Annotated in this window: 18 protein-coding genes and 1 tRNA gene; 6 read left to right on the top strand and 13 right to left on the bottom strand. The window is 70.1% G+C overall.

From position 1 onward, the window contains the following. Positions 1 to 498, bottom strand: a complete 498-nt coding sequence (locus tag ABZS37_RS07805; protein WP_355166662.1) for a YbaB/EbfC family nucleoid-associated protein — start codon at positions 496 to 498, stop codon at positions 1 to 3. Positions 499 to 706: 208 nt separating this feature from the next. On the opposite strand from ABZS37_RS07805, the gene ABZS37_RS07800 reads away from it, so the two are divergent. The 3 genes from ABZS37_RS07800 to ABZS37_RS07790 are packed head-to-tail and all read left to right on the top strand — an operon-like array spanning position 707 to position 4,589. Next, positions 707 to 1,432, top strand: a complete 726-nt coding sequence (locus ABZS37_RS07800) for an NUDIX domain-containing protein (protein WP_355166660.1) — start codon at positions 707 to 709, stop codon at positions 1,430 to 1,432. Continuing rightward, positions 1,429 to 2,589 (top strand): 5'-methylthioadenosine/S-adenosylhomocysteine nucleosidase, encoded by a 1,161-nt coding sequence (locus ABZS37_RS07795; RefSeq protein ID WP_355166658.1) that lies wholly within the window; start codon positions 1,429 to 1,431, stop codon positions 2,587 to 2,589. The genes ABZS37_RS07800 and ABZS37_RS07795 overlap by 4 nt, the downstream gene beginning before the upstream one ends. Further along, entirely contained in the window at positions 2,586 to 4,589 is a 2,004-nt protein-coding gene (locus ABZS37_RS07790) for a hypothetical protein (RefSeq protein ID WP_355166656.1), read from the top strand. The genes ABZS37_RS07795 and ABZS37_RS07790 overlap by 4 nt, the downstream gene beginning before the upstream one ends. 168 nt (positions 4,590 to 4,757) lie before the next feature. Here the strand turns inward: ABZS37_RS07790 and ABZS37_RS07785 are convergent, their stop codons facing one another. The 3 genes from ABZS37_RS07785 to ABZS37_RS07775 all read right to left on the bottom strand — a co-directional run bounded on the left by ABZS37_RS07785 (position 4,758) and on the right by ABZS37_RS07775 (position 6,204). Continuing rightward, positions 4,758 to 5,255, bottom strand: coding sequence for a hypothetical protein (locus tag ABZS37_RS07785; protein ID WP_355166654.1), 498 nt, complete (start codon positions 5,253 to 5,255; stop codon positions 4,758 to 4,760). A gap of 144 nt (positions 5,256 to 5,399) precedes the next feature. Next, entirely contained in the window at positions 5,400 to 5,774 is a 375-nt protein-coding gene (locus ABZS37_RS07780) for a hypothetical protein (RefSeq protein WP_355166652.1), read from the bottom strand. Between the two features lie 358 nt (positions 5,775 to 6,132). Beyond that, positions 6,133 to 6,204: transfer RNA gene (locus ABZS37_RS07775), tRNA-Lys, on the bottom strand. 221 nt (positions 6,205 to 6,425) lie between these two features. Here ABZS37_RS07775 and ABZS37_RS07770 point away from each other — a divergent pair. Then, positions 6,426 to 6,728, top strand: a complete 303-nt coding sequence (locus ABZS37_RS07770; protein WP_355166648.1) for a hypothetical protein — start codon at positions 6,426 to 6,428, stop codon at positions 6,726 to 6,728. Positions 6,729 to 6,854: 126 nt separating this feature from the next. After that, positions 6,855 to 7,937, top strand: coding sequence for an NAD-dependent epimerase/dehydratase family protein (locus tag ABZS37_RS07765; protein WP_355166646.1), 1,083 nt, complete (start codon positions 6,855 to 6,857; stop codon positions 7,935 to 7,937). Between the two features lie 151 nt (positions 7,938 to 8,088). Here the strand turns inward: ABZS37_RS07765 and ABZS37_RS07760 are convergent, their stop codons facing one another. The 5 genes from ABZS37_RS07760 to ABZS37_RS07740 all read right to left on the bottom strand — a co-directional run bounded on the left by ABZS37_RS07760 (position 8,089) and on the right by ABZS37_RS07740 (position 12,825). Then, a complete protein-coding gene (locus tag ABZS37_RS07760) occupies positions 8,089 to 9,291 on the bottom strand; it encodes a hypothetical protein (protein ID WP_355166644.1) in 1,203 nt (400 codons plus the stop codon). A gap of 80 nt (positions 9,292 to 9,371) precedes the next feature. After that, positions 9,372 to 10,118, bottom strand: a complete 747-nt coding sequence (locus ABZS37_RS07755; protein ID WP_355166642.1) for a ZIP family zinc transporter — start codon at positions 10,116 to 10,118, stop codon at positions 9,372 to 9,374. A gap of 42 nt (positions 10,119 to 10,160) precedes the next feature. Continuing rightward, positions 10,161 to 11,351: a GNAT family N-acetyltransferase gene (locus ABZS37_RS07750; protein ID WP_355166640.1), complete on the bottom strand. Its 1,191-nt coding sequence runs from the start codon at positions 11,349 to 11,351 to the stop codon at positions 10,161 to 10,163. Positions 11,352 to 11,431: 80 nt separating this feature from the next. After that, positions 11,432 to 12,151 (bottom strand): protein phosphatase 2C domain-containing protein, encoded by a 720-nt coding sequence (locus ABZS37_RS07745; protein ID WP_355166638.1) that lies wholly within the window; start codon positions 12,149 to 12,151, stop codon positions 11,432 to 11,434. Between the two features lie 113 nt (positions 12,152 to 12,264). After that, positions 12,265 to 12,825, bottom strand: a complete 561-nt coding sequence (locus tag ABZS37_RS07740; RefSeq protein ID WP_355166636.1) for an XRE family transcriptional regulator — start codon at positions 12,823 to 12,825, stop codon at positions 12,265 to 12,267. Positions 12,826 to 12,880: 55 nt separating this feature from the next. Between ABZS37_RS07740 and ABZS37_RS07735 the strand changes: the two genes are divergently transcribed. Continuing rightward, positions 12,881 to 14,143, top strand: coding sequence for a benzoate/H(+) symporter BenE family transporter (locus tag ABZS37_RS07735; protein WP_355166634.1), 1,263 nt, complete (start codon positions 12,881 to 12,883; stop codon positions 14,141 to 14,143). Positions 14,144 to 14,160: 17 nt separating this feature from the next. Here ABZS37_RS07735 and ABZS37_RS07730 read toward each other — a convergent pair whose 3' ends face one another. From ABZS37_RS07730 to mscL, 4 genes are all read right to left on the bottom strand, one after another. After that, a complete protein-coding gene (locus ABZS37_RS07730; protein ID WP_355166632.1) occupies positions 14,161 to 14,706 on the bottom strand; it encodes a GNAT family protein in 546 nt (181 codons plus the stop codon). Between the two features lie 267 nt (positions 14,707 to 14,973). Continuing rightward, a complete protein-coding gene (locus ABZS37_RS07725) occupies positions 14,974 to 15,345 on the bottom strand; it encodes a hypothetical protein (protein WP_355166630.1) in 372 nt (123 codons plus the stop codon). 278 nt (positions 15,346 to 15,623) lie between these two features. Beyond that, positions 15,624 to 15,875: a hypothetical protein gene (locus ABZS37_RS07720; RefSeq protein WP_089018164.1), complete on the bottom strand. Its 252-nt coding sequence runs from the start codon at positions 15,873 to 15,875 to the stop codon at positions 15,624 to 15,626. Between the two features lie 81 nt (positions 15,876 to 15,956). After that, positions 15,957 to 16,418 carry a large conductance mechanosensitive channel protein MscL gene (mscL, locus tag ABZS37_RS07715; RefSeq protein WP_355166628.1) on the bottom strand — a complete coding sequence of 154 codons (462 nt, stop codon included), beginning with the start codon at positions 16,416 to 16,418 and terminating at the stop codon, positions 15,957 to 15,959. Between the last annotated feature and the right edge of the window lie 26 nt (positions 16,419 to 16,444).

The raw sequence follows: 16,444 nt of genomic DNA, 5'->3' as shown, positions 1-16,444 counted from the left end.
TCAACCCGCCGGCCGTACGGTCCGGGCCTGGGCTGAGGTGAGTGCGCTCAGGAACGACTGCATCTGGTGCACCGACTGCTGCTGGACTTCTTCAAGCCGTTCGAGCAGCACGGCCGGATTTGGAGCGTCCGGTGCCTCGGCGACCGTTCGGGCTTGCAGGTCGTCGAGGGCCGCGTTGACAGCGATCGTCAACTGCTCGGCAAGGTAGCCGCTGCCCTGCCGCAGGGCCTGAGGTGCGACGGTGATCGACTCAATCCGACCACCCGGAGCGGCGATCACGGCTATCAGTCCGTCCGCCGCAGTGGCCTCTCCGCAGGTCTCGACGTTTGCTGCCGCGGGGCGGTTGACCCGCAATTCACGCAGGGCACTCAGGGCGTCGTCCATCGACTGGCGGAACTTGTCGGCATCTGCCGTCATGAGGGACTCCTCATCAACCGATCGCCAGCATCTCAGCGGCCATGACGTGGCACCGGTCAGGTGCAGGCTCGCGTCGTCCATTGGGGAAGCATTCTGAGCGGAGAGTACCGGACCAGTTACCGCCGCGGGTCCCCGCAAGGTCGGCATCGCTACCGCGCTCGTGCTCCATCGTCCACATAGCTCGGGTTTGATCGTCGGAACTTGCGGGGTGCTCACTCGTCGGCAGGTGCTGAAATCCGACACCCGGTGCTACTTAATGTCAGTGTGACAAGAAGGCTATGGTTCGCCCATGCCCAACCCCCAACGGAACGCGCCGGCTGTCCTCGTCGCGGTGGATCTTGTGGTCCTCACGCTGCGCGAGTCCCGCCTTCACGCGCTAGTGATCGAGCGGGGTATTGAGCCGCACCTCGGCCGCCTCGCTCTCCCTGGTGGCTTCCTCAAGCACGCCGAGGAGGACCTCCTCGACGCGGCCCACCGGAAGCTGGCAGAGGAGGCCAGTCTGGGCACAGAGCAACCACACCTCGAACATCTCGGTGTATACGGAGCCCCCGGCCGAGACCCTCGAGGTCGGGTGCTGTCCGTCGCCTACCTGGCCGTCGCACCTCGGCTGCCCGACCCGACCGCAGGCATCAACGCCACACGCGCTTGTTGGACTCCGGTCGAAGAAGCCCTCTCCGATCGCGTGCACCTCGCGTTCGATCATCGCCAGATCCTGGCCGACGGCGTGGAGCGCGCCCGCGACAAGCTCGAACGCACCTCGCTCGCAACCGCCTTCTGCGGGTCGACGTTCACGATCTCCGACCTGCAAGAGGTCTACGAGGCGGTGTGGGGCGTCCTGCTCGACCCCCGGAACTTCTATCGCAAGGTGCAGAGCGTTCCCGGATTCATCGTTCCCGCCGGTCCCACAAGGAAGGCGGAGAGCGGACGGCCGGCGCGGCTTTTCCGTCCCGGACCGCAGGTGACGCTACGGCCGCCGATGACCAGACCTCACCCGACAGACGAGGAGACAAGGTGAGCATGAACGAAAATCTCGTAGTGGTCCTCACGGCCCTTAACCTGGAGTACGAGGCAGTCCGTGAACGACTGACCGGGCTGGCGGTGCGGCGGCACGCCGCCGGCACCCGCTTCGAAGTCGGCCGTATCGGACAGAGCGGCCCCCGAGTCGCGCTGGGCCTGGTCGGTAAGGGCAATCATCCCTCCGCAGTGCTCGCCGAGCGCGCGATTGCCGAGTTCCGTCCCACCGCCTTGCTCTTTGTCGGCGTGGCCGGTGGCCTGCGGACCAAGATCGCACTCGGCGATGTCGTCGTCGCCAGCAAGATATACGCCTACCACGGGGGCACCAGCGAAGACGACGGACTGAAGGCCCGGCCAAAAGCGTGGGAGATCCCGCACGAGGCGGACCAAGTTGCCCACCATGTTGCCAGAGCCGGTGAATGGCGCCGCGATCTCTCCGCCGATTCCCACCCTCGCGTTCACTTCGGCGCGATCGCTGCCGGGGAGGTCGTGCAGGACTCCGCGATTTCCGCTCAAGCTCGATGGATTCGGCAGCACTACAACGACGCGGTGGCAATCGAGATGGAAGCGGCCGGCGTCGCGCAGGCCGGCCACCTCAACCGAGCGCTTCCAGTGGTGGTCGTACGAGGCATTAGTGACCGGGCTGACGGCAGCAAGGCTGTCACCGACGGTGATAACTGGCAGCCACGGGCCGCGCGTCACGCTGCCGCCTTCGCCGCCGCGCTGGCTCAGGAACTGACCATTGACAGCGGCCGCCGTGGAGACGGCATGCCGGGCGGACACGGGAGCGCTCCGATGCCTATGAAGAACGAGAACCTCGCCACCGGCAACGCCCGAGTGGGCGTTCAGGCAGGCCAGATCCACGGCAACGTCACCATCGACGCCAGCCGGGAGGAACCGGTTGATCTCGCGATCAGCATCGCCGACCTGCGAAGTCGGCTCAAGCAGGCATGCCTGGACGGCCGGCTGGACAAAGAAACCTACGCAGCGGCCGAGGCAGAGCTGGACGCGGCGACCAGCTGCCTGCGAGACGGATCCGCCGCCGATCGTGGCGGCTTCCTGATGTCACTCAAGCGGCTGCGAGGCTTGGTTGCCGACGCCTCTGAGTTGGCCGCACGGCTGGCAATGATAATCGCGGCCGCACGAGGCATAGCGTGACAACGCACTCCACTCACAACGTCGCCCAGGGCAGCGCGTACGTCGGCGTCCAAGCGGGCTCAATAAACGGCGACGTTCACAACCACCAATACGCGCCTCCGGACCCTAGCGCCACTCCGCAGGGCGAATTCGAGGTCGGTGTGCAGTACCTCGACAGGTTCCTGCTCGACACCGCACGGAAGCACATCGAGCGAGCGGTCGCCCGTGGCTACCCCATCACAACCCGGGTCCAGTTCTATCGACTGGTCGCCTTTCTCAGTGGGCGCACCCCGCGCCAACTGGAGGCCGAGGAGTGGCGGCGCCTTCTGGCTATCTGGGACGCCCCGCCCGACCTCGACGAACATGATGAGTGGACGTTGGGGCTCCGGTTCATCCTGCGGCTACTCAACTCGGATGACAGTGCCGTACCGGAAGCCGTGACCGAGGACCTTGAGTCGCTGCCGTTACGCCAGCGACGCTACGTCCTTGACCATCTGGACGGACTGCTGGAAGGGGCATTGGGTAACAGGCTGTGGCAAAAGTCGGTCGCCCAGGCGCAACAGCAGCGGACCGCCGGCGACCGGCTCGGCCGAGCGTGGAAGTTCTTTCATCCCACGCCCATACCGCCGAGAACCCGGCCGGTCGCTCCGGCCGAGTTCGTGGTAGCGGACCGCGTCAAAGTTGGAATTGGAGCGGCTCTTCTCCTGCTGGCGGTAGGCAAGCTGAGCGTGCTGCTGGCCGCCAACGGCGAGTTCGGGGGATTGATCGGCCTGTATTGCGCGGCGGCCGGGCTGGCTGTCTTCGGCGTCGGCGGGGCGGACCGGCACTTCCGACACCGCCGTCGGCGGGCGCAGGACAGCGAGTTGCGGCCGCCCCGCCGCCAGTACTCCGACGCTCGACCCGGTGGTTTCGCCGGCAAGATCGACCGCCTGTTCACCCACTACTTCGCTCGCTATAGGCCCGACAAAATGGCCAGCGCTCAGTGGCTCGCTGAGACGGCCGGCATACGTCGGCACTTGCGGAACGAGGTGGTCGATGCCTACCGCGAGGAGCGCGTCAACGTCGAACGGGTCGCCTGGTTGGTCCGATACCTGGCGAGTGATGTGAGGAACCGCTGGAATCAGGGGACCCTGACCGCATACCGCCAGGAGTTGCGTGTGCCCCTTCGGACCTGGCTGCTGCAGATCACCGGTGCCATCGCCTTAATCACGGGTTTTGTCTGGGCAACCTCGGCCGTCTTCTCGGCTGCAGTCCTGCCCGGCACTTTCTGGCTGGCGCTGATGGTGCCGGCGGCGGTAGCCGCGACGCGGGCGGTGTTCCGCATGGTTGCCGAGCGTCGGAGGGTGATCGCCGACAGCGCCCATAGGGCTGCCGAACAGTTCAGGCGAAGGGAGGCGTATGACCGCTGGGTGGCCAAGCTTGCCGACAAGCCAACAGACATCGAGATGGCCACATGGCTAGAGTGCGACCGGAAGGTCATCACGGACCAGGCACTACAACAGTTCCAGCTTCAGCCGAGCCAGGTCGTCGCTCATGCGTTCCTGGAGGCACCAGCGGGTTCCGCTCGGAAGAGACGTGCTGAGGACGGTCCGTGGCGGTACACCCACTACCGTCTTCTGCTCTTCCTTCTCACCAAGGATGGGGTTCGGCAGATCGACTTGGAGCTGGACTTCCGACGCGCTGATCATCGCGACACGCAGCGGCTCAACTACCGATTCCATGCGATCTCCGCCGTTCGGATCGATGGACTGGCCCTGGACAAACCGACCTTCCATCTGACGCTAAACAGTGGCGAGACGATCTCGGTGCAAGTAACCGGGACCGACACCAAACCGACCGAACGCAACGAGGACCCACGCTCAATCACCGAACTCACTGTTGATGCCTCAGGACTCCGCCAGACCCTGCATGTGCTTGAGGGCGTTGCCGCAGAGGGCAAGGATTGGGTGCGGCTCCGCGGAGAACAGGCAGATGACCGGCTCGCCGAGTTGTCTCGTCGCACCAGCGGTCTCCTCAACTGAGGCACCAGGCTGGATGAGTCACTCCTTGCAACCACATAGGCGCGTTCGACATGGGGAGTGCCGTACTTCGTAACCTCGGGCAATAGCGGGATGCGGACCGCGGCTGAGCATTGTCGGCATCGACGAGGACTGCGAGGCGGGTGGTGCTCTGGTGGTTGCTGTCCAGCTTCACCTGCCGGCTGCTGGTGGGGTCGCGGCAGCCGTAGCCGGCGACTGCGCAGCGGGTGCCGGCGTAGGCGTGGCGCGGATTGGCATGGCGGTGGCCAGTGCCTGGGCGCCGAAGCGGAAGTACGCGAAGAGCACCGCGTGAGCCCATGCGGCGGGTCCGCTCAGTCGCAGCGGCTCGGAGTTGGCGAAGTTGAGCACCACGCCCTGGTGGTCGAGGTGGTATTCCATGACGGCGGCGTGGTCGAACGACAACCACTGTCCAGAGGCGTAGCACCAGGTTCTGGTCGGTGTGAGCACAACTCGGGTAAGTTGCTGTTCGCGCCACTGCGGGCGGGCCAGACGTTTGGCCCGGGACCTGGCGCTGCTGTTGCTGATGGCGTTGGCGACCAGTGCGCCGGCGACGAAGCCCGCCGATCCGAACGCCACTGCCGACGTCTGGTTGTAGGTGACCATCGAGCCGTAGTGGCGCGCAAAGTGCAACCGGGCGTCCAGGTTCACCGGCTCCTCGGTGAGAAACCCTGGCGCGAGGATGGGGCCAGGCTTCCCACCCAGGGAAAGGAACTCGAGGATCCGACGCGCGGCGTCCCGACCTTCTGCCCACGCTGTGTCGACGGCGGGAGGCGGCACAAGCCTGCCCACGCCCTAGCCGGCGGCGTAGGTGGCCAACGCCCATGTGGCGGCGACTCCGACGACGGTCACGGTGAACCAGCGTCGGTGGCCGAAGCCGCGCCGGTGCCGCCCCTCCGCCGCTCCCACGCCTAGGCCGGTGATCGCGGTCGCGGCAACGTAGGCGGTGGCGATCAGTACCAGCAGGGCCAGAAGGGCGCTGACCTCAGAGCATGCGTCGGGTATGTCTGTCTCTGAATCATTGATCGATGATCCGTGGGCCCGGAGGCACTTTTCCGTGGACCGGTATGACCGGTCGACGCCCCACCAGAGCGCCGGTGTCGCGAGCGCGGCGGCGACAGCGGTGAAGGTCCAGTGCCGGCTCTTCAGCGGCGTGAGCGCGAACGACATAATCCTCCGCCACTCCTGGTCGTCACCACCTCGGTACGCTCCGACGCGAGAGCCTATCGTTTGGTCGATGCATCGTGGGGGCCTGCAAGTGAGCACGCGTCGTACCCGGGATGGTGCGTCGGCGACTTGTTGAATGGGGTGGCGGCGGCGACATCGACCAGTCCGAATGCTGATTGCACCTGCGGCTGTGCAGCGGAGTTGGCCGCGCTTTGCGCGGAGGGGGCTGCGTTGCGAGCTGCCGTTGGGCGGTTGCTGCCGCCGGCCGCTGGAACAACGGTGCAGGAGCAACCGCCTGCCAATCGGGAACCGCTCTGATCCGGACGACGAGTAGTCATAGGGCTGCTGTCCTGCATAAAAGTGGGCCGCCAGGGACTCGAACCCTGAACCTATGGATTAAAAGTCCACAGCTCTGCCATTGAGCTAGCGGCCCGCGCGCTCAGGTTACCCGACGGTCAGCGCCGACGACTCTCGGCTTCCGGCCGGCCGTCGATGCCTGCTGCTGAGCGGCGCTCGCCGCGCCTGATCATCACCAGATCGGCGCGCTGGCGGTGTCCGGCGCGCTGGATACCGCCATGTCGGGGATGTGGAGTGGATTAAGCGCGCGGAGGGCGGCGGTGCATGGGTTCGGGCGGGTGGGGAACCGGGACGGGTATGAGAGCGAGCAGCACCCCGGCCGTGGCGGCGTCCGGGGAGGAGGTCGGGTCGGATGGCGTACGCCAGCCGGGTGGTGAGGTGCATGCCTGGCTGCCCGGTCAGAACCAGACCGTCTGCGGCCTGGCCCTGAGTCGGACCCGGTTGCGCCGCTTTCCGCACGTGAGCTTCGACTACTCGGGCACCGACGTGCTCACCGAGGCGGACGCGGTCGGCTGGATCTGCCCGCGTTGCCTGGCCGCCACGACTGGACGGCGGGGGAAGGAGAAGCACGGCTGGGTCCGGGACTCCCCTCGCCCTTGATCGACTCGTGAACCCGGGAAGCCAGAAGTCGAGGGGGTCAAGCCGCAGGCCGAGCCGGCTGTGCGTGGTGCCAGGGCGAGCGCGGGTGGGCGATTGAGCTGCGGCTGGGCGGGTACGGGGTCGGGCATGCGGATCGTGGTGGTGGGGGCGAGCGGCAACGTCGGTACGGCGGTGCTGCGGCGGTTGCGCCGGGAGCGGGGCGTGGATCTGGCCGGGGTCGTCCGGCGGTTGCCCGGCCCGGATGCCGGCGAGCCGTACGACCAGGTGGAGTGGCACTCGTGCGACTTTGGCGCACCGGGTGCGGTGGGGCAGCTCACCGAGGTGTTCGCGGGCGCGGACGCGGTGGTGCACCTGGCCTGGCAGATCCAGCCCAGCCACGACCAGCGGGTGCTACGCCGGACCAACGTCGAGGGCAGTCGGGCGGTGTTCGACGCGGTGATCCGGGCGGGTGCGCCAGCGTTGGTGTACGCATCCTCGGTCGGTGCCTACGCGCCCGGCCCGAAGGACCACCCGATCAGCGAGCGGTGGCCGGCGACCGGTGTGCCCGGCTCGTCGTACAGCGAGCACAAGGCGGAGGTCGAGGCGCTGCTGGACAAGGTCGAGCGGGATCACCCGACGCTGCGGGTGGTGCGGATGCGGCCCGGGTTGATCTTCCAGCGGGCCGCCGGTGTGGAGATCACCCGCTACTTCCTCGGCCCGCTGGCGCCGGTGCGGCTGCTGCGCTTCGGCCGGATCCCGCTGGTGCCGACGAACCGCCGGCTGCGGATGCAGGCGGTGCATGCCGACGACGTGGCTGATGCGTACGCCAGGGCGGTGTTGGGTGATGCGCGCGGCGCTTTCAATGTCGCCGCGGACCCGGTGCTCACGCCGGAGCTGGTGGCCCGGCACTTCCACGGTTGGACGGTGCCGGTGGCCGCGCCGGTGCTGCGGGCGGCGGCGGCCCTGAGCTGGCGGGCACGGCTGCAGCCGGTCGACGCTGGCTGGGTGGAGCTGGGTCTGAACGCCCCGCTGATGTCCAGCGAGCGCGCGGAGACCGAGCTGGGCTGGCAGCCCAAGATCAGCGCACTCACCGCGCTCAAGGAACTCTTCGTCGGAATGGCCGACGGCGACCACACGGGAAGCCCACCCCTCTCCGGCGCACGCGATCTACCGGGCCGCCCCGCAGCCCTCCTCCAAGCCCGCCCCCCAGGCCAAGGAAACCCCTACTGACCCCCACCCGGTCCTGGTGATCAAGAGCTTTCGGTCAGGAAACGCAGCCCCGGTGACCGAAACCTCTTGATCACCAACGCGGGCGGCGCGGGGCGGGCGGCGGGGCGGCGCGGCCGGCGGGGCGGCCGGCGCGGGCGGTGGGGGGACCGGGTCAGCTGAGCTTGGAATTGGTGACTGTGGGGTTGCGGGCGCCCAGGAAGAAGATGCCGGGGAAGCCGCGGGTCTCGAACTTGCCGCTCGGGTTGCGGCGCAGGGTCGAGTTTTCGATCTTCATCGTGCCGGTGCGGTTGTTGCTCACGAAGAAGACCGCGCCGCCACCCTCGTTGGCCTTGTTGTTCTCGATGATGGTGCCGGCGATCCGTACGGTGAACTCGTTGCCGTCGCAGTAGATCGCGCCGCCGCTGCCGCCGCCCGGCGTGCCGGACTTGGCCGGGTTGGCGCCACTGCCGATTGCCTCGTTGTGGCTGAGCACGCTGTTCAGCACCACCCAGGAGACGCCGATGCTGCTCAGCGCGCCCCCGTTGGAGCAGGAGCCGCCCTGACCGGCGGCGCCACCGAAGGTGCTGCCGACCACGTACACCGGCTTGTTGTCGTACTGGCTCAGCACCCGGATGGCCGCGCCGCCCAGGTCGGGGCCGGTGCGGTCGCAGCGGTTGCGGACGAAGCGCGAGTTGACGACCTTGAACCGCCCGCCGCGTACGAAGATCGCGCCACCACCGCCGCCCTCGGCCTTGTCGCCGGTGGAGCTGCCGTCGGCGAAGGTCAGGTTCTGCACGGTGAGCTGCGGGTGATCCTGGTTCTGGCAGTGCGAGGTGGTCCAGCCCTGGGCCTCGTCGCAGGTGTTCATGTAGAGGATGCGGCGCTTCCCCTGACCGCTCAGCGTCACCTTGCCGCCGCCGTCCAGCACCACCTTCGGCCCGTTGGCGTTGCGGACCTTCGCGGTGGCGGTCATCTTGATCGTCACCGGGGCCGGTCCACAGTTGAACGTGATGACACCGCCGGCCGCGACGGCCTTCACCACGGCTGCGGAGGTGCAGCTCGCCGGGGTGCCGGTGCCGATGGTCCGGGTCGGCTTCGAGGTGCTCACCGCGCGCGCCTCGGCCGGCACGGTGGCCTTGCCGTTCGGGTTGCCGGCCGCGAGCACCTTGTCGGCGGGCTTCGGGCTCGCGCTGACCCCCGGGCTCGCGCTGGCCGGGGTCGCCGGCGCGACGCCCTGGTCGCCGGTCGACAGCGGCTGCGGCTCGGCGGACGAGCCGGGCTGGAAGGTGGGAGCCGGATCGTTGGGCGCGCAGGCGGGCAGGGTCGCGGTGGCGACACCGAGGACGAGCAGAGCGGCAAGCGACGTCAGGCGCACCCCGTGATGCTAGGAGCCGCGACGGCGTCGCGACGAATCCGCCGTGCCGGTTTAACCCCTGGCTAAGGAAGGGTGGGCAGTCAGACGTGGGAGAGGGCGAAGGCGGTCAGGAAGCCGGCGACCGTGATGAGGCCGACCAGCAGATGGGCGTCCTCGAACGCCTCCGGGACCATCGTGTCCGTGATCATGGCGAGGATCGCACCGGCGGCCAGGGCGGTGATCGTCGCCAGCACCTCCGGCGGTGCGCCACCCAGCAGGGTGTTGCCGAGCAGCGCCGCCACCCCGCTGACCAGTGCGATCCCGGTCCAGAGCAGGAAGACGTACCGTCGGGAGCGGCCGGCCTGGCGCATGCCGGCCGCGCTGGACAAGCCCTCCGGGACGTTGCTGAGGAACACCGCCGCCACCGTGACCAGGCTGACCGCGCCGCCGCTGAGCAGGCTGGCGCCGATCACCACCGATTCCGGTACGCCGTCCAGCAGCGCGCCCACGGCGATGGCCGACCCCGAGCCGGGTTTCTCACTCTCGGAGGGCTGGGCACCTGAGCGCTTCCGGTGTCGCGCGCCGTGCCTGGCGAGGCCCACGTTGGCCAGGGTGTAGACGATCGCGCCACTGGCCGCGCCGATCGCGGTCGGCAGCAGCCCGCCCTGCTCGTGCGCGACCTCGATCAGCTCGTACGAGACGGCGGAGAGCAGCACGCCCGCGCCGAACGCCATCACGGAGGCGGTGATCCGTTGCGGCACGCGCGTGAACCAGCCGACCGCCGCCCCGATCAGCAGGGCCGACCCGGCCAGCAACCCCCACCCGCCCGCCTGCAACCACTCCGGCATTCCGGGGACCGTACCCGCACGGCCCGGTGCGGCAAACCGTGCTCAGAAATCGGCGAAGAGGTACGGCACCCGGCGCGGGAAAATGCCGCGCAGCTCGGCGGCGGCATCCGCCGGCACGTCGCCCAGCCCTCGCAACGGCAGCTCGGCGGGATCCAGCACCCCGTACGCGATGGCGGAGAGCCCGGCGGCGGTGAGGGTTGCCGTCGGCACCCGACCGCTGCTGTCGGCGACCAGTTCCAGCGCACCAGTCGTGCCGTCGAGCAGGTGGCTGCCGGCCAGCCACCGGTCCCCGGTCAGCTCGATCCGGACCCGGCCCGGCCCTGCGGGCAGGCCGCTCAGCGCGTCCAGTGACAGCAGGCGGGCCATCGGTGCCGACGAGCCCGGTCGGCCCACCCGTGCCTCGACGTGCACGTCCAGGTCGGTCAGCCACAGCTCCGGCAACTCGTCCGGCGGAACCTGCACGGTGACCCGTTCGACCTGGTCGACGTGCCGGGCGAAGAACTGCAACAACAGCGCTCGGGCGAGGGGGTCGGTGAACAGCAGTTCGTTGCCGTGCAGCGTGCCGCCGTGCTCGTCGATGCGGTACGTGACCGCGCCGGTGGTTTCGCCGTCCACCCGGGCGGTGAGCAGCCAGTGTTCGTCGCGCTCGCGCAACCCGACCGCCCGGTAGTCCGGGAAGGTCGCGAAGCCGTGCCGGGCCTGGAGGCAGCGTTCGGTGAACGCACGCCACACGGGGTAGCCGGCGCCGATCCGCTCCCACCCCACCTCGCCGGGCAGTTCGGCGCGGACCAGCGACCCCAGATCAGCCGGGGTGAAGGTGACCATGCGTGGCTTGGGCAGCCCGGTGTAGCCGAACCGGGCGTAGAAGCTGGGCCGGAACGGGTAGAGCGCGCTGAGCGCATGCCCCTCGTCGCGCATCTCGTCGAGGAGCTGGTGCAGCAGCGTCCGGACGTGCCCCTGCCGGCGGGCCAGCGGATGGGTGGCCACCCCGGCGACGCCGGCCATCGGCAGCACCACCCCGCGCAGGTTCTGCCGCATCGGGATGGCCGTAACGGCGGCCAGCGTGACGCCGTCCTCCTCGACGGCCAGCGTCGTGTTGCCCTCGTGATAGGGCAGGTAGTCGCGGAACTGCTCGGCCCGCGCCGCACCGAGCGGCGACGACTCGAAGGCGTACGCGGCCAACGGGAAGCTGGTGGTGAGGCGGTCGTCGGCGGACACCCGGCGGATGGTCATCCGCTCATCTCAACCTGCCCTGATGACCTGAGCAACCGGATTGGCCCGATCCGCGCGGATCGCCGAGCGGGCCGCACGGGTCAGCGGGCGACGACGTCGGAGACCACGACTGTCACGTTGTCCGGTGCGCCGGCGTGGTGGGCGAGCTTCACCAACTGCTCCCCACACTGCTGGCGGTCGGCGTACATGCCCAGCGCCGCCGCGATGGGCTCGTTCTCGACGTAGTCGGAGAGCCCGTCGCTGCACAGCAGCAGCCGGTCGCCGGGGACCACGGTGAGCACACCGATCGCCGGTGGGGTGTCGGCGCCCTGCACGGCCCGGGTCACCAGGGACCGCTGCGGGTGGTGGCGGGCCTGTTCGGGGGAGAGTGTGCCCTGGTCGACCAGCGCCTGCACGAACGTGTCGTCCCTGGTGAGCTGGGTCAGGTCCCCGTCGCGCAACAGGTAGCAGCGGGAGTCACCGACCTGGGCCAGCACCAGTGTCTCCCCGGCCAGCAGCGCCGCGGTGAGAGTGGTGCCCATCCCGTCGCGGCTCGGGTCGACGGTGATGGCGGCGTGGATGCGTTGGTTGGCGGTGCTGACCACGGCACGCAGGGCGTCGGCTGCGGCGTCAGGGTCGGTGGGTGGAGCCAGCTCGTCCAGGATCCGGATCACGATCTCGCTCGCCACCTCGCCCGCGGGCAGCCCGCCCATGCCGTCGGCGACGGCGATCAGGCGGTCCCCGGCGAGGGCGGAGTCCTCGTTGTTGGTGCGGACCAGACCGATGTCGTTGAGGATGACCGAGCGGAGGATCAGCGTCATGGGGACAAGCTTGCCAAGAACACCCCGCATTCGTCTCTACGCCTACTGCGTAGGTCGAGAAATCATTGCGAAATCCGCCGTCGGTCGGGCGAATCGGGGTCGATCGGCGGGGCTCAACGACGCGGATAGCGCAGTAGCAGGCTGGCGGCGACCTCCTCGTCACCCACCGTCGCGTAACTGTGTGGCACGTCCGACACCCAACGGAGGTGGCCGCCGGCCGGGGCGGTCAGCGGCGCGTCGGCCGGGCCGGCGCGCAGCACCCCGGCGAAGACGGTGACGTGCTCGGTGACCCCTGGCTGGTGGGCGGGGGAGAGCTGCCCCGGGCCGGGCGCGACCCGCATCCGGTACAGCTCGTAGGTCGCGTCGGTGTCGGTGAACACCTCCAGCAGGGTGGCGCTGACCGCGGTGCCGTGCACGGTGGGCCCGGCGTCCGGCTCGGCCAGCACGGCGGTCAGCGGTACGCCGAGCTGCGCGGTGACCGCCCAGAGCGTCTCCAGGGTCGGGTTGCGGGTGCCGTGCTCCAGCCCGGAGAGGGTGGCCTTTCCGACACCGGCTAGCCGGGCCAGTGTGGACAGCGAGATCCCCCGCTCCTCGCGCAGGGCGCGGACCCGGCGGCCGACGACGGCGGGATCCGCGTCGAGGCCCGGACGGCGGGCTGGTGGTGGGTGCGGCACCCCGCTATCGTGCTACACGCTGTCGTTCCGTAAACGGAACAGTCGGGAGGGTGGGATGGCCGGACGCGTACAACCGCTGTTGGCGGGCGTGGTGACCGCGCTGGTCGGCTTCGCCAGCTCGTTCACCGTCGTGCTGGCCGGGCTCCGGGCGGCCGGCGCGTCGGACGCGCAGGCCGCGTCGGGCCTGCTCGCCCTCTGCGTGGCGAGCGGACTCGCCGCCGCCTGGCTGGGCTGGCGGCACCGGATACCGATGAGCGTGGCCTGGTCCACGCCGGGCGCGGCGCTGCTGGTGGCGACCGGGCCGCCGCCGGGCGGGTGGCCGGTCGCGGTGGGCGCCTTCCTCGTCTCCGGGGTGCTGATCGTGGCGTCCGGATTGTTCCCGCCACTCGGCCGCGCGGTGGCCGCCATCCCCAAGCCGGTGGCCGGCGCGATGCTCGCCGGGGTGCTGCTGCCGCTCTGCACCGCCCCGGTCCGCGCGCTGGTCGAGCTGCCCACGGTGGCCGGCCCGGTGGTGGTCGGCTGGCTGCTGCTGCACCGGTTCGCCCGCCGCTGGGCGGTGCCCGGCGCGCTGGTGGTGGCGGTGGTGGCGATCGCGCTGACCGCACCGCCGGCCGGCCTGACCGGTGCCGCGCTGACCCCGTCGGTCACGCTGACCGCGCCGGCCTGGAACGCGTCCGCGCTGATCGGCCTCGCCCTGCCGCTGTTCCTGGTCACCATGGCCGCCCAGAACGTGCCCGGCATGGCGGTGCTGGTCGGCTACGGCTACCGCCCGCCGTTCGGCGCCGCGCTGCGGGCCACCGGCCTGGCCAGCCTGCTCGCCGCCCCGGCCGGTGGGCACGCGGTGAACCTCGCGGCGATCACCGCCGCGCTGGCCGCCGGCCCCGACGCGCACCCGGATCCGGAGCGCCGGTGGGTCGCCTCGGTCACCGCCGGCGCAGGGCTGGCCCTGCTCGGGTTGGGCGCCGGCGTGGCCACCGCGCTGGTCGCGGTCGCCCCGCCGATCCTCATCGAGGCGGTCGCCGGGCTGGCCCTGCTCGGTGCCCTCGCCACCGCGCTCGCGTCGGCGGTGACCGACCCGGCGACCCGGGAGGCCGCCGTGGTCACCTTCGTGGTGACCGCGTCCGGGGTGACGCTGATCGGCGTGGGCGGCGCGTTCTGGGGACTGGTAGCGGGCTGCCTGATGCTGCTGCTCTTCCGCCGCAGCCCAAGCGCCGCCCCCGCCGCCCCCGCCGCGCCTGCCGTGCCCTTGCCGGAGAGATCCACACCAGATCAGCGAAGTGGTGCTGTCCCCGCCGACCGGACACCGCAACATCGCTGATCCGGTGTGGATCTCCGTCAGGCACTTCCCGCAGTCCGGGCCAGGACCACGGCGTCTGCCCGACGACCCGGGAAGGCGAGGAAGCTCCGCAACACACCCTCCTCGACGAAGCCGGCCGCCGCGAGTACCCGCCGGGACGCCAGGTTGTCCGGCTCGACCCACGCCTCCACCCGGGCCAGGCCGGCGGTCTCCAGCGCCCACTCCGTGAGCAGCCGCGCCGCCCGGCTGGCGAGTCCCTGTCCGCGCCCGGCCGGGATCAGCCAGTAGCCAAGGCCGGCCACACCCGGCTGAGGCCGCAGCAGCAACGTGACCGAACCGACCGCGACGTCGGTGTCCGCGCGGGCGACGGCGAGGGAGAGGCCGGCGCCGTCGGTGGTCCGACTCCATTGCCGGCGTACGAAGGCAGAGCCCGCTTCCTCGGTGAACCGGACCGGGACGGTGGTGGCCTCGGTGATCCGCCGATCCGCCGCGGCCTGCCGGACGCAGTCGAGGTCATCCATCGTCCACGGGCGGAGCCGGACGCAGCCGTCAGTCAGTTCCGGTTCCGGTGGTGCCAGTGACATCCGGCGGACGGTACGCGCCCGTCGGCGAGCAGGCTCACTCCCTGATCCACTCCGGATCGCCGACGTGGCGGTATCCGGGCTCCAGGACACCCCCACGTCGCCGATATGGAGTCGATCACCCGACCCGACCCGACCCGATCCGACCCGGCTCGGCCCGACCCGATCCGACCCGACCCGGCTCGGCCCGACCCGACCCGATCCGGCTCGGCGCGACCCGGCTCGGCCCGACCCGCGCGGCGGGTGGCGTCGTTTTCGAGGGCTGGAGGGCTACTCCTCGGGCGGCAGGTCGGCCACGCCCACGGCCAGGAGGACCCGACCGTCGGCCACCGACCCGATCCGGTCGGCCGGTACGTAGACCGCGCCGGTGCGGGTCAACTCGGTCGAGACCTTCAGGTAGCCGCTGTGCAGCAGCCGCGCCGCCAGATCGGCCGGAACGTCCGGCTCCTCGACCGCCGTGGCCTCGATCAGCTCGTCCAGGCTGCTGCCCGGGTCGGCGGTCGATGTCTGGACGGTCACCGCGTTCGGGTCGCCTCGCTGGACGAGGTCCACGGTCCCGACCTCGGTGCCGGCGGAGTCGATCACCGGCATCCCGGTGGTGATCCGCGAAATGGTCGCCTGCTGCTTGTCCTGCTGGTCCATCCCAGTGCGGTTCCCGGGGCGGTACGCCGCTAAACGCCGTCGCCGACCCACCCGGCGCTCAGCCCGCCCGACAGCGGCAGCGGCAGCAGCAGCGGCGGCGGCTTACGGGGGCGACAGGCGTGGAGAGCGTGATGACTCTGCGGCCTATTTATGCCGCAGAGTCATCACCGTCGAAAGCAATACCGCCTCCAGGGCCCGGAGCGACGGTGGCGGGCGACGGACCGCGTCGCCAGAGGCGCACGGCACACCGCACCCGGCGGCCCGCGCAGACCGCTCGTTCAGCTGTTCGGGAGGGTCCAGCCGCCCGGCGGGCGAGGGGACAGCTCCCGCCAGGTGTCCGGGCCGTCGAGCAGCGCCCGGACCGTCTCCTCGGCCTCGTCCGCACTGCCGTACTCGTAGAACCGGGAGATGCCCTCGGCGCCGCCGGCCCGCTGCTCGACGTGCCACCGGTCGGCGTCCACCCGCAGGAAGACATCCCGCCGGGCCAGCCGCCCCCACTTCCCGTTCCACCAGTGCTTTCGCTGCTCCATGGCGGGACTCTATCGAACACATGTACGAGAAAGTGCGGCCCCTGCGGGAATCCCACAGGGGCCGATGTGCATCCGCTCGCGTCAGCGCGGCGCCGGCGGCTCGGTGCGGCGGCCCAGTACGTCGTCCAGCGCCCCGCGCTGCTGGCCCGGCGTGGTGTGACCGGCGGAGACCAGCGCGTCCCGGATCTCGGTGAGCAGCTTGACCTCCTCGCTCGGCGCCGCAGGCGGCGGCTCCTCGCCCCGCTGCCGGCGCTCGGCCAGCTTGTTCATCGGGAACACCACGAGGAAGTAGAGCACCGCCGCGGTGAGCAGGAAGGTGATGGCGGCGTTGATGAACCCCGCCCAGTCCACGAAGTTGCCCTCGCTGAGCTTCCACTGACCGGCGAACTGGTCCTCCCCGCCACCGACCAGCTTGATTACCGGCTTCAGAAAGGACGTGGTGAAGGCGGTGACCACTCCCGTGAACGCCGCGCCGATGACGACACCGACCGCCAGGTCGACGACGTTGCCGCGCATGATGAAGTCTTTGAAGCCCTTGAGCATCCGTACTCCTGAGGTGTCCGGTTTTC

It is taken from the genome of Micromonospora sp. NPDC005413, assembly GCF_040606435.1.
Taxonomy (GTDB): domain Bacteria; phylum Actinomycetota; class Actinomycetes; order Mycobacteriales; family Micromonosporaceae; genus Micromonospora.
The sequence above is the reverse complement of the archived record's forward strand: the minus strand, read 5'-3'. Positions and strand labels throughout refer to the sequence as shown.

Coding starts and splice junctions, on each gene's coding strand:
- ABZS37_RS07765 (WP_355166646.1), top strand. CDS start 6,855: ATGCGGATCGTGGTGGTGGGGGCGAGCGGCAACGTCGGTACGGCGGTG.
- mscL (WP_355166628.1), bottom strand. CDS start 16,418: ATGCTCAAGGGCTTCAAAGACTTCATCATGCGCGGCAACGTCGTCGAC.
- ABZS37_RS07800 (WP_355166660.1), top strand. CDS start 707: ATGCCCAACCCCCAACGGAACGCGCCGGCTGTCCTCGTCGCGGTGGAT.
- ABZS37_RS07720 (WP_089018164.1), bottom strand. CDS start 15,875: ATGGAGCAGCGAAAGCACTGGTGGAACGGGAAGTGGGGGCGGCTGGCC.
- ABZS37_RS07770 (WP_355166648.1), top strand. CDS start 6,426: ATGAGAGCGAGCAGCACCCCGGCCGTGGCGGCGTCCGGGGAGGAGGTC.
- ABZS37_RS07730 (WP_355166632.1), bottom strand. CDS start 14,706: ATGTCACTGGCACCACCGGAACCGGAACTGACTGACGGCTGCGTCCGG.
- ABZS37_RS07750 (WP_355166640.1), bottom strand. CDS start 11,351: ATGACCATCCGCCGGGTGTCCGCCGACGACCGCCTCACCACCAGCTTC.
- ABZS37_RS07725 (WP_355166630.1), bottom strand. CDS start 15,345: ATGGACCAGCAGGACAAGCAGCAGGCGACCATTTCGCGGATCACCACC.
- ABZS37_RS07780 (WP_355166652.1), bottom strand. CDS start 5,774: ATGTCGTTCGCGCTCACGCCGCTGAAGAGCCGGCACTGGACCTTCACC.
- ABZS37_RS07745 (WP_355166638.1), bottom strand. CDS start 12,151: ATGACGCTGATCCTCCGCTCGGTCATCCTCAACGACATCGGTCTGGTC.
- ABZS37_RS07805 (WP_355166662.1), bottom strand. CDS start 498: ATGGACGACGCGAGCCTGCACCTGACCGGTGCCACGTCATGGCCGCTG.
- ABZS37_RS07755 (WP_355166642.1), bottom strand. CDS start 10,118: ATGCCGGAGTGGTTGCAGGCGGGCGGGTGGGGGTTGCTGGCCGGGTCG.
- ABZS37_RS07735 (WP_355166634.1), top strand. CDS start 12,881: ATGGCCGGACGCGTACAACCGCTGTTGGCGGGCGTGGTGACCGCGCTG.